General features: G+C 40.5%; 10 protein-coding genes. 5 read left to right on the plus strand and 5 right to left on the minus strand.

The annotated features are described in order from the left end of the window. Positions 1–161: 161 nt before the first annotated feature. Positions 162–554, minus strand: a complete 393-nt coding sequence (dndE, locus tag PL8927_RS25860; RefSeq protein WP_083626687.1) for a DNA sulfur modification protein DndE — start codon at positions 552–554, stop codon at positions 162–164. Positions 555–831: 277 nt separating this feature from the next. On the opposite strand from dndE, the gene PL8927_RS25865 reads away from it, so the two are divergent. Then, entirely contained in the window at positions 832–1,959 is a 1,128-nt protein-coding gene (locus tag PL8927_RS25865) for a helix-turn-helix domain-containing protein (RefSeq protein WP_083626689.1), read from the plus strand. A 17-nt stretch (positions 1,960–1,976) separates the two neighbouring features. On the opposite strand, the gene PL8927_RS25870 is transcribed toward PL8927_RS25865, so the two are convergent. Beyond that, positions 1,977–2,627: a DUF938 domain-containing protein gene (locus PL8927_RS25870; protein ID WP_083626692.1), complete on the minus strand. Its 651-nt coding sequence runs from the start codon at positions 2,625–2,627 to the stop codon at positions 1,977–1,979. Positions 2,628–2,949: 322 nt separating this feature from the next. Between PL8927_RS25870 and PL8927_RS25875 the strand changes: the two genes are divergently transcribed. Together PL8927_RS25875 and PL8927_RS25880 are read left to right on the plus strand one after the other, a co-directional pair. Continuing rightward, positions 2,950–3,225: a DUF485 domain-containing protein gene (locus tag PL8927_RS25875; RefSeq protein WP_083626695.1), complete on the plus strand. Its 276-nt coding sequence runs from the start codon at positions 2,950–2,952 to the stop codon at positions 3,223–3,225. A gap of 3 nt (positions 3,226–3,228) precedes the next feature. Next, positions 3,229–4,806 (plus strand): sodium:solute symporter family transporter, encoded by a 1,578-nt coding sequence (locus tag PL8927_RS25880; protein WP_083626697.1) that lies wholly within the window; start codon positions 3,229–3,231, stop codon positions 4,804–4,806. Positions 4,807–4,941: 135 nt separating this feature from the next. On the opposite strand, the gene PL8927_RS25885 is transcribed toward PL8927_RS25880, so the two are convergent. Then, entirely contained in the window at positions 4,942–7,548 is a 2,607-nt protein-coding gene (locus PL8927_RS25885) for an EAL domain-containing protein (RefSeq protein ID WP_231506150.1), read from the minus strand. Positions 7,549–7,766: 218 nt separating this feature from the next. On the opposite strand from PL8927_RS25885, the gene dapB reads away from it, so the two are divergent. Both dapB and PL8927_RS25895 read left to right on the plus strand, forming a co-directional pair. Then, positions 7,767–8,594, plus strand: coding sequence for a 4-hydroxy-tetrahydrodipicolinate reductase (gene dapB, locus PL8927_RS25890; protein WP_083626703.1), 828 nt, complete (start codon positions 7,767–7,769; stop codon positions 8,592–8,594). A gap of 196 nt (positions 8,595–8,790) precedes the next feature. After that, positions 8,791–9,537, plus strand: coding sequence for a phosphate ABC transporter permease (locus PL8927_RS25895; RefSeq protein ID WP_083626705.1), 747 nt, complete (start codon positions 8,791–8,793; stop codon positions 9,535–9,537). A 565-nt stretch (positions 9,538–10,102) separates the two neighbouring features. On the opposite strand, the gene PL8927_RS25900 is transcribed toward PL8927_RS25895, so the two are convergent. Further along, positions 10,103–10,729 carry a precorrin-8X methylmutase gene (locus PL8927_RS25900; protein ID WP_083626708.1) on the minus strand — a complete coding sequence of 209 codons (627 nt, stop codon included), beginning with the start codon at positions 10,727–10,729 and terminating at the stop codon, positions 10,103–10,105. Positions 10,730–10,914: 185 nt separating this feature from the next. Next, complete coding sequence (locus PL8927_RS25905) at positions 10,915–11,718, minus strand: TPM domain-containing protein (protein ID WP_083626711.1); 804 nt, start codon at positions 11,716–11,718, stop codon at positions 10,915–10,917. Positions 11,719–12,273 lie beyond the last annotated feature (555 nt).

The following is a 12,273-nucleotide window of genomic DNA, read 5'->3' on the forward strand; positions in this document are numbered from 1 at the left end:
AATTTTGGACATCTGTGAGATCCCCCTAGGAAATCTAGGGGCCTGAATGGTTACTTCACAGGGGGAAGGAAGAGAAAGGCACTAGGGAGACTGTTATCGTCACCCGTGATTACTTAATAGCCATCGCGTCTGACTGCGACGAACATAGCTAAGGCAACAAATCAATGGGTTTGGGTGTCGGTGAGGGTAATTAAATCTTCAATCTGTTGGAGATTGGCATCACCTGCTAAGTAACCAATTCCTCGATGCAGGTGGAGGCGAAACTGGGTGGCGAGGGTTTCTTGATCGGTTGCTAAATGGTCATTATGGCAACGTTGCTTTAGGGCTAGGAGTAACAAATCACACATCTCCCCGCCAAAGACTTGCCACGTCATTTCAACGTTACTATCTGAGGGGATGGGAACGGGGGAAGGGATTGTTAGCTCCGCTAGAGAACGACACAAAGCCCAACGGCACAGGATATTCCAATTCTCTATTTTGGTAACTCGTTTGAGTTTTGTCAGTTGTTCCTTAGCTGTTAAGGACAGGCGAATTCGCTCTAAGGGGGGTTCCATCGTGATTTAATCGAGGATTCAGGAAATCTGTGGATTTCCTGTCTATATATAAAATTTTATACATAAATACGGAGGATTTGTTACCTAGGAGGGTTTTTTTTTACAAAATCTTCATTTAACCAGAACTTTTATGAAATTTTGGTAAAGAAACATTGCAGATTCAACCCGATCTACAGATTGATATTCTCCGTACTTGTTCAGATGTCCGCATCCGGAATCAGAATCAAACGATAGAAGAAAGGACTCAGATAGGTGGTACTGAGGCGGGGTAGAAATTATGGAACTGAATCCGGTAACAGGTTTTGGTGTGACAGCACCGACAACAACAGAGGTGTCTCCTGAAAGTTTACGCTCTCTTGTGCGTCAAATTGAAGCAGAATTATATTGTAGTGAAGTTTATAATATTGCCCTAAAAAGCTTACAAAAAATGTTAGGACAAGCGGCAAGTAAAGCCGAAATTGTGATTAAAGCGGTGGGACGAGAAGCCATTCAACAAGCTTTAAAACAAATTGCTAGGCAACAAACCGCAATTATTTGTACAACAGAATCTTCATCCCCTCATGATTCTATTTCTGTAACGGCTATTCCCTCAGACTCTTTCCCGACTCCAGCCATCAAAGATATTCCTCAAAAAACGGAATCTTCCTCTCCAGAAGTTCAAATATCTGTTGTTTCTCCCCTAGGGTTTATTGCGGGAGATCAAACCCCAACGACAACTTCTGAATCTCAACCTATTTCTGCTTCAAAGCCTCACGAACAAGTCTCGACTGCATCGAATCATACCCCCCTAGCGAAACCGAAACATCAACGTTTGAATCAAGCTGAAATTAATCAGCAAATTCATCAAAAGCAAAAAATTTATTTACGAGAAATTGGGGAAGAATTGCGAAAAGCCAGAGAATCTTATCATCTGAGTTTACAACAACTCCACTATTTTACTTTAGTTCCGCTTCATCATTTAGAAGCTTTGGAACAGGGAGAAATTGAGCGTTTACCGGAAGATATTTATATTCGAGGGTTTATTTGTCGAGCGGCGAATGCTTTAGGATTAGAAGGAGGACAAATGGCCGCATCTTTTCCTTGTTTGGAATTTAACGGACAGGTTGGACAATATGGTTCTAAAGTGGATATAGATTCAGAATTTTATCTGAATTCAGTGCATTTATATTTGGGTTATGTGGCTATTTTGGCAAGCTCTATGGGGGGTATTGCGTGGTTGTCTCAACAAAGTGTTCCTGATGTGACGATTCCTCCCGATGTTCAGAATTTATTAGATCATAAAACACCCCAATCCCATCGTCAAGAAGCACCCACACCGATACCAGGGAGACAATCAGAAGCGAATAAAATTCAGATTAGCTTAGATTTTTCTCCTCCTGAAATGATGAATGGTGCGATGGCTTAGTTCTTCCTAATTTTACCCTAGATTTTTTCAAAAATCACGGATAAATTATTAGCGGGCATGGGGATAACCTTTCCTAACCGAAAATTTTCTAATTCCGCAATAGCAATAACGTCTTCTAAATTTCTGACTCCCCATTCCGGGTTAGATAAACGTAAAGAACTATCAAAGGCTTCATTGCTGGGGGCCGTGGGTTTTCCCTGTTGTTTATAAGGGCCATATAAATATAAAATTCCTGCCGATGGCAAAATCCGATTTGCACCTGCCATTAATCCCAAGCAAGCTGACCAAGGGGAAATATGAATCATATTAATATTAATGATAGCAGTAATCGGAAATTCTTGCAAAGAAAAGGGCAATTTTAAATCAGGATTTTCGACTAACCAAGTTGATTTCTGAACATCTAATTCTAAAGGATAAAATAAATTATCTGAGGGTAAATGGGTTTGCCAAGCTAGAATACTGTCTCGTAAAATAGGGTTAATTTCTGAGGTTAGCCATTTTCTAGGTTTCAACTCAGGGGCAAAAAATACAGCGTGTTGTCCGGTTCCACTGGCTATTTCTAATACTGTTCCTGTGGCTGGAAGTACCTGTTTTAAAACAGCTAAAATCGGTTGTTGATTTCGTTCTGTTGCCGGAGCATATTGCCGAAGATCGTTGGAAATATTCATAATTATTCTGATGAGAATGATCAAAGTTGATCATTGAGTTTTTAACATTGATGATCGAGAATTAAATTCCAGATCAATCTATTTACCCTTCTTAGTTTACCATTACCGATCAAATTTAACATCCATATTCAGTAACCGATTTTAAACCGGGTGAAGATCTGATCTAGCCTTCATGAATTCATCCAGTTTCTCAATCAGAATATCAATAAACATCAAGCCTGGTTTACAAAACTTCATGAAGAAAAGCTAATTTTTTCTCATCCCTGATTCAAGAATAGGTACATCTTCCGATATAATTCCCATCATGTTCAGGGGAATAAAAATGGACGACAGAGACAAAATATTAACTCAACTCGCCGAGGAACGATGGCGAGTATCTTTGGCTTTAACATTAGCCATGATGTTTATTTACTTCGGATTTATCTTATTAGTGGCCTTCAATAAGTCCTTAATGGGGTCTTTAATTATGCCCGGTTTAAGTTGGGGCATTTTGTTAGGAGCCTTAGTCATTATTTCAGCCTGGGTATTAATTTACTTCTATGTTAGCTGGACTAATAACTATTACGATCGCAAAATTGAAGACCTGATTAAGGATTAAGCCATGTCAACTACTCTCGGACAATTTAACCCCGTCGCTATTACATTTTTCCTGCTGTTTGTTGTGGCTTCTTTAGGGATTACTTATTGGGCTTCCTCCCACACAAAAAGCGCTGCACAATTTTACACCGCCGGAGGACAAATTAGTGGATTTCAAAATGGTTTAGCCCTCGCTGGCGATTTTATGAGCGCCGCGAGTTTTTTAGGAATAGCAGGTTTAGTCGCCCTGAATGGTTTTGATGGATTAATTTACTCCATTGGCTTTTTAGTTGGGTGGCCAATTGTGATGTTTTTAATTGCTGAACCCCTGCGAAATTTAGGCACCTATACCTTTTCTGATGTAGTTGCCTATCGGATGCGTCAAACCCCGGTCAGAATTGCCTCAGCTATTGGCACTTTATCAGTAGTTAGTTTCTACTTAATTGCCCAAATGGTCGGGGCAGGTAATTTAATTAAATTACTGTTTGGGATGGAATATGAATTAGCCGTGATGATTGTCGGCGGTGTCATGTTAGCCTACGTCATTTTTGGCGGCATGATGGCAACCACCTGGGTACAAATTATCAAGGCTTTTTTGTTATTGGGGGGTGCAATATTATTAACCATTTTGGTCTTATCAAAATTTGGTTTTAATCCCTTCAATTTATTTGCCGCCGCTGCCCAAAAATATGGGCCGGAAGTGTTAGCTCCAGGGAAACAAGTTGCTAATCCTTTAGATGCCATTTCTTTAGGGATGTCTTTAATGTTTGGGACGGCTGGACTCCCGCATATTTTAATGCGTTTCTATACCGTACCCGATGCCAGAGCCGCGCGGAAATCCGTGATGTATGCCAGTTGGTTTATTGGCTTCTTTTATCTGCTAACATTTATCCTCGGTTTTGGAGCGATGACCTTATTAGGTCGGGAACAAATTCAAGCCATTGATAAAGGGGGAAATATGGCAGCCCCAATGTTAGCAGAAGTCTTGGGAGGAAACGTTTTATTAGGGTTTATTGCGGCGGTTTCTTTTGCCACCATTTTAGCAGTTGTGGCGGGATTAACCCTTTCCGGTGCGGCAGCTTTATCCCATGATTTATGGGTGAATGTGGTGCGCGGAGGTTCTGCGGATGAAACCGAACAATTAAAAGTTGCTAGGGGCGCCACGATGTTTTTAGGGGCTTTAGCAATTATTTTGGGAATCGTTTTTAAAGGACAAAATGTTGCCTATATGGTGGGTTTAGCCTTTGCGATCGCAGCTAGTGGTAATTTCCCGGCTTTATTGATGTCAATTTTATGGCGACGATTTACCACAAATGGTGCGGTTGCGAGTATGATTACCGGAACACTGACTTCTTTGTTTTTAATTTATTTGTCTCCAACCATTCAAATCGATTTACTCAAACATACAGAAGCCATTTTTCCGCTTAAAAACCCCGGTTTAATCACCATTCCGTTATCATTTGCCGTAGGAATTATTGTTTCTTTGCTAAAAAGCGATCGCCAAGCTTTTACCAAATTTGCAGAAGTTGAGCAATTGATTCATATTAGCGATTTACAATTTCCCTCTACCTTACCAGCCCAGGATATTGATGTAGAATTGTAAAAAACAACGATTGAGAAAAAGTTAGCGATCGCATTTTTTAGAAATCAATAAAAGCGTGATCGCTTTCTAATTATAGATCTTCTTCTTAGTGTCTTAGTGCCTTTGTGGTTCCACCTAAAAAAACCGGAAAACGAATTACCATTGAGGATTAGACTCGACAAACGCTGTCACAATATCGGCCGGAACAGGTTTAAGAAAGAAATACCCTTGAGCATATTCACAGCCTAGAGAACGCAATTGTGCCAGTTGATAAGCCGTTTCTACTCCTTCAGCAACAACATCTTTATTTAACGCATGAGCTAACCGAATAATCGTGCGGACAATGGCTAAATTTTCTCCCGCTTCATCTGCTTCTATTTGTCCCACAAAAGACCGATCAATTTTAAGCGTATCAATGGGAAATCGGGGTAAATAACTCAAAGAAGAAAACCCCGTCCCAAAATCATCAATACTCAACTTTAACCCTAGAGATTTTAACCGTTTCAACAGATGAATTGTGGCTTCCACATCATCCATTAACACACTTTCTGTAATTTCCAATCTTAACCCATTGGGATTAATTTTAGACGTTAAAATAATCTCTTGAATTTGTTCGATTAAATCCGGTTGAAAAAACTGTCTAGCGGATAAATTTACCCCTAAAATTAATTCAGGTTGCCAATAAAACTGTGCTTGCCATCGTTTTAATTGATTACAGGCTTCTTGAATTGCCCATTTACCAATGGGAACAATTAATCCCGTCTCTTTGGCAACCGTTAGAAACAGATCAGGAGTGATTAATCCGTCTTCGGGATGTTGCCAACGAATTAAGGCTTCAAAGCCAACAATTTGACCTGAAGTTAAGGAAATAACAGGTTGATAATATAAAACAAATTCTTGACGTTCTAAGGCTAATCTCAAGCTCGTTTCTAACTTTAATTGTTCAATACCATTAACGTGCATGGTCTGTTCAAAAACTTGAATCATCCCTTTTCCTAAGCTTCTGGCGCGATACATCGCCGTATGAGCATTTCTTAATAAATAATCTGCCCTACTTTCCGCCATTTCACTGAGAGCAATTCCAATACTTAAACTCATAAAAATATCATGATCATTTAATTTAAACGGAGAAAGCAACACATTTTGAATGCGTTCAGCGACAAAAGCAGCCTTTTGAGGAGGTTTTAAATGTTCAATTAAAATTGCAAATTCATCTCCTCCTAACCGGGCAATCATATCTTGATTTCGCAAACAAGTTTTCATTCTCTGGACAATTTCTATTAATAGTTGATTTCCGGCTTCATATCCTAAACTATCGTTAATTCGCTTAAATCGATCAATATTTAAAAACAGAACAGCACATTGAGATTGATGCCGTTTTGTGTTTAAAATTGCCCATCCCACTCGTTCTAAAAATAAGGTGCGGTTGGGAAGTTTGGTTAGGGAATCATGCAAAGAATTGTGAATTTGTTTATAAGCAATAACTCCAGTTCCCGTCAAAAATAAGGAGAAAATGGGAGCAATAATCGGAACCCAAGTGTTTAATAAAAATAGTCCGTAGCTGATTCCTAATAAACTCAAGAGTCCTACTATTAAAGCCAAACCTTGCTTGAGAGGATGAGTAATCTGCCACATTAATAACCCTCCTACTATTGCCCAAGTTCCAATCCATACTATTTCTAAATATTGTGGCAAGAACCTAAATAAACTTGAACTAGGAGCTAAAAATTGAGAGAATAAAATAGGAGAAGGTTTAATCAAGCTAGAATTAATAATCTGGCTCACCATTTGACCATGAATCAATACCCCAGGCATTTTAAAATTTTCGGTAGCTTTAATACTATAAGGGGTTAAAAACGCATCGGGAATACTAGGTGCTGTTGTTCCAATTAAAATGACTTTATTTTTAATCCAATTGGGTTGAACTTGATTGGATAAAACCTCTCCTATACTGACAATTCTGGCAATTTCTGGAGTGCGATAATTCAGTAAAATTTGATAGCCTCGATGATCAATATTAGCATACCCTCCATCTCCTGAATTCAAGGGAAAAAATATGGTTTTTCCCAGTTCCATATATTGGGGATAACGGCTATTATTTTTAGGCTCAATTCCCTGAGTTTTTAAGTAAGTTAAAGCCAGTTGTAGGGAAAAGGCAAAAACTGTTTGATCATCTTGACCACTCGCAAACAATAATTGTCGCCGAACAACGCCATCGGAGTCTAATACCAGATCATTAAATCCAATGCGTTCAGGAGAAATTCCCGGAGGAGGAGGAACACTCGGATTTTTAGGATTTCCGATTTTCGTAATCACAATTACATTATCGGCTTTTAACTGCTTTAATAATTCCTTCCCCCCCGGTTCTTGGGGTAAATCTCGATATAAATCTAAGCCAATGGCAGAGGGTTGATGTTGTTGGAGTTTAGCAAAAACCTGTGCTAAAATTTGATCAGTAAGCGGCCATTGTTTTTGAGATTGGATATCCTTTTCCGTAATAGCAACGATTAATAAGTTAGGGTCAGGTTCGGGAAGGGGTCGTAAACAAACCAAGACATCAAACATTCGTAACTCTAATGCTTCTAACCCCCCTAATTTTTGACATCCCACCACAAACAGGGTGACAATTAAACTGGTTAATAAACCCGGCGATAATCGTACCGAAGCAGGTAAAATATTCCTTTTCCCCCCTGACATCAGTAGCAACGCGCCAGAGCAAGATTTTACCCAAGATTTGAGAAAATGGAGTTTTCGAGAAAACATGAATTCAAGGTAAAATACGATCCAGGAAACCGTTTTAAGTAAATTCCCCTTCTGGGTATAATTTACGAGCGATCTTTTCTGTGACTGGAAAATCTGGGTCAGGTGTTTTCTAAAAAAACTCATCCTTTTCCGATGACACCCTGATTTCCCTCTATTTTAATTTCCTTCGGGACGAATTCTCAATTTTGTAGTTGCATTTTAGGCTAATCCGTGCTGGTATGACTAATTCACTTCCAATTCCTGTAATTGTTAATGGTGCTGGTGGAAAAATGGGCCGCGAGGTGATTAAAGCGGTGGCTAGTTCCCCTGATATGACGTTGTTGGGGGCAATTGATCACAACCCGGCCTATCTGGAACAAGATGCTGGAACTCTAGCCGGAATTGAACCCTTGGAAGTTCCGATTATGAATGATCGAGAGGGTCTGTTAGCGATGGCAGCCCAGGAAAAACAACTGGGTGTTATGGTCGATTTTACCCATCCTGATTCTGTTTATGATAATATTCGGGCAGCGATCGCCTATGGGGTGCGTCCGGTTGTGGGAACAACAGGGTTAAGTCCGGCACAAATTCAAGAGTTAGCAGAATTTGCCGATAAAGCCAGTATGGGGTGTTTGTTGATTCCCAACTTTTCAATTGGCATGGTGTTATTACAACAGGCGGCAATTGCAGCGTCTCGCTATTTTGATCACGTTGAAATTATTGAATTGCATCATAATCAAAAAGCTGATGCTCCCAGTGGAACGGCGGTACAAACAGCACAATTATTAGCAGAATTAGGGAAAACCTATAATGTTCCCTTAGTTCAAGAAACAGAAAAATTAACCGGAGCTAGAGGAGCCGAAGCCGGAGAAGGAATTCGGATTCATAGTGTCCGTTTACCGGGGTTAATTGCTCATCAAGAGGTAATATTTGGGGCTGCGGGTCAAATTTATACCCTGCGTCACGATACTAGCGATCGCTCTTGTTATATGCCCGGAGTTCTGCTTGCTATTCGTAAAGTCTTACCCCTCAAAACTTTGGTTTATGGATTGGAAAAAATATTATAACAGGGAACAGGGAACAGGGAACAGGGAACAGGGAACAGGGAATGATGATTGATTTTTTGAATGTTATAATAACTGATTTAGGGGAATAGGATCACGGGTTTAAGCGGATTACGCAGATTAACACAGATTAAAATCCGTGAAATCATCTTAACTCCGTGATCGTAATTCGTAATTCGTAATTCGTAATTAAACAAAAATGCTTGTTCCCATAACTCGTCAAACTTTTGAAAACTTAATTCCCGCCGTTGCGACAGGTGAACAGTACAAATATTGTTGGGGAAAACCCAGGGATTTTTTAAAGCGGCTATTAGTTTCTGCGGTTTGTTTAGCCGTTTGGATTTTTCTGGAATATACTGTTCAAGGAGATACCCTGAGAATCCTAATATTAATCGCCGGAATTAGCTCCTCTTTATATTGGTTATGGATGCCTGTTTGGGAAGCTAGTTGGCGCAATGCTAAATATCGAAAATATCCCTATGCGGGATTTTTACAGGGAGAAATTCTCGATTTTTATATTAGTGAGGCGGTGACGGAACAACAGGAATCTGTGAATAAACGGGGAGAACTGATTATTATTGAAAATTTAGAACGGCGAATTAATCTGGAAGTCGGAGATGCAACAGGATTTACCACCTTAATTCAAGCGCCCTTAAATCGCAATCATAAACGGTTACGTCGGGGTCAAGTTGCTCAAATGATTGTTATGTCTTATTTGGATGATTTAAGCGAAATTAATGAAGTTTCCGATATCTATATTCCTAGTCAAAATCTTTGGGTGAGTGACTATCCTTATGTCCGTCGAGATATTTTTAGAGAAATAAGTCATCGTTTCCAGTCCCGTCGTGCCTCGAAAAAAGCCCCCCCCTCTGCCAAAACTTCTGCTATTGAACGTTATGATCCGATGAACCGTTATCATCAAGTTTATGATGACCCCGAACCTTAATTTCTGTTATAGCAGGGAACAGGGAACAGGGAACAGTAAGCAGTGAATAAGTTTCAGGATTTAGAAGTGTCTTAACTATAATGCGTAGCGCTATATCTTGATATAGGATAGGAAGCAGAATTATCAATAATTCGGGTAAGAATAGAAAAAATAATCTTTTAACTCCTGAAATTATAAAATAATCTAATATGTCTAAGCGATAAATTTTAAACTTTAAAACAATAGGACTTTTACAATTCTTCATAAACCCCAAATTAATGAGAATAATTTCTATTAAGCTTACCACTTGACAAGGCTGGGAGCGAATGTTAGGATTTTCATAGATAAGCTAAAGTTGCCTGTTTTATAACTTCATCCCAGATTAAAACACATAAAGCCCATAAAACCGTTAAAAATTAACCCCAGTCTTTAAAAACAACCCCCCATAAACCGACCTAGCGAACTTTCTGAATTCCCCCCTTTCTAAACCCCCCTTGACAAAAACCCCAAAATATGATAATGGCATCAGCAGGTTAGTCTGTACAACCTCTTTGTGTCTTTGTGTCTTTGTGGTTAAATGAGTTGATTAATTCCCATTCCCTTCTCGACCATAGGCTTGCCAAGCTAGATCGACCAAAGCATCAACTAAGGCAACCGCAACAACAGCACTGCCTTTGCGTCCGTCAATGCGGACATGGGGAACCATCGAATCATTTAAACGGGACTTTGCCACATCAGCCCCGACAAAACCCGAAGGGGTGGCAATCACCAAAGCGGGTTTAATTTCATCCGCTTCTATTAAATCGACAATCGCAGAAAGGGCGGTTTGTTCCTGACCAATGACAAAAATTGCTTCTGGATAGCGCTTGGCTAAAGTTTCAATCCCCCAAGCTGAACGAGTTCTTTCCCGTTGGGGTCGGGTTACTGCCTCCATTGAACAATAGACCGGGTTGGCAAAAGTTGAAAGGATGCGGGGAGTAATCCCCACCTGTACCATAGGCACATCCACCACAATCGTTGTCCTAGCCGCTAAAGCCGCCGCCCCTCCTTGCAGAGCTTGGTCAGAAAACCGCACTAAACTCTTATATTCAAAATCCGCCGTCGCATAAATGACACGACGAACAATTTCGTATTCGGCTGGCGAAAAGACATGATCGCCAATTTCATCATCAATAATTCCTAAACTCTGGGCATCCGTAATATGCCATTCCATCGTGGCTTGCCGATTATTACATCTTAACTTCTGGGGCTAAGAATGGTTAACTTAGCACAGCCAGATTACAACTTATTCAGTGTACCAGGTTGTTGCAGTTATTACGAGAAATCAGGGTGTCGGGTGTCGGGTTTCAGCGAAAGAGTGTCTATTATTTTCCCGGCTTCCCCGGCTCCCCTACTTCCTTAAGCTTCTGGGGAGGAGGACTGATTGAATACCGGAGTTAGATAAGCCACTAAGAAACCGATGAGGAAGGCGGAAATATTGCGAAACAGGGGAAGCCATTCACTGGTGCGAGAGACAACCGGGCCTATTCCGAAGGCAATGAATAAAATTCCCCACAGAGGAGAGAAAATTAAGGCCCACTGCCAAGCAATCAGTTGTCCGGGTTTGCGAGGAATACTGGCTACCCCACAAATGACTCCACCGATAGCCGAGGTAATTAAGGTCAAAATCCATTGTTCTTCCGGGAGTCCGGGAACAACCCGACAGCCGCCTTGAACTAAACAGCCTTGAATAGTATCAATGGACTGAATCACCGATTGGTCTTCGCCATTTTCTCGAATAAAATATTGATTTCCGAAGCGAGTTTGTAACTCTACCCAGAACGTCCGAGGCAGAAACGGGTAAATCTGACGACCAACACTAAAGTTGAGGATATTACCCCCCCGTTCATCGGCTACGACTAAAACGCTTTTATCATCCAGTCCCCAATAGTCTTTGACGGCGCGACCGGGGGTTTGGTCAAATTGAGTTAATACCCTAACTTTCCAACCCGTTTCGGTTTCAAAGTTTTCTATGTCCTGGGCTAATACGTTTTCCTGGACATCGGTGAAAATTCCCGCCAGGTCAATAACGGGGGTTTGAATTTGAGGAAGTAATTCAGGATTATTAAACGCATGGGCTACGGGTGCGAACGCCCAGATAGAGAGCGTTATAGCTAATATAGCAATAGAGAGAAGCAATCTATTTAGCCAATTCTGTTGCATGGGAGATCCTATAAGTGTCTATAAGTGTGAGCAATATTGGTTTTTTGTTAACCGAGAGATCATCAGACTCTCATATTTCGTTACAATTTTTAACTTTATCATAAAGTTACCACGCAGCGACCAATACGGGCCAGAGGCGGAGGCAAAATTTCACCCGTCGCCAGCCTAATTATTAAAATAAAACCCGTAGGGGCGGGTTCTATACAATCTTTTAAATTCAACAAATAACCTTGATAAACCCGCCCCACCCCACCCAAATTTAACGTTAATAAAACCGGGTTGATATTGATTCCTATTATGGGGTTGGGCGGGTTAATTTAGGTTGATTATTATTAACAAAAATCCTGGTGAACCCGCCCCTACATTCCCTAAACCCCGTAGGGGCGGGTTCTGTACAATCTTTTAAATTCAACAAATAACCTTGATAAACCCGCCCCACCCTACCCAAATTTAACGTTAATAAAACCGGGTTGATATTGATTCCTATTATGGGGTTGGGCGGGTTGATTTAGGTTAATTATTATTAACAAAAATCCCTGCGAACCCGCCCCTACA

This window comes from Planktothrix serta PCC 8927 (assembly GCF_900010725.2).
Taxonomy (GTDB): domain Bacteria; phylum Cyanobacteriota; class Cyanobacteriia; order Cyanobacteriales; family Microcoleaceae; genus Planktothrix; species Planktothrix serta.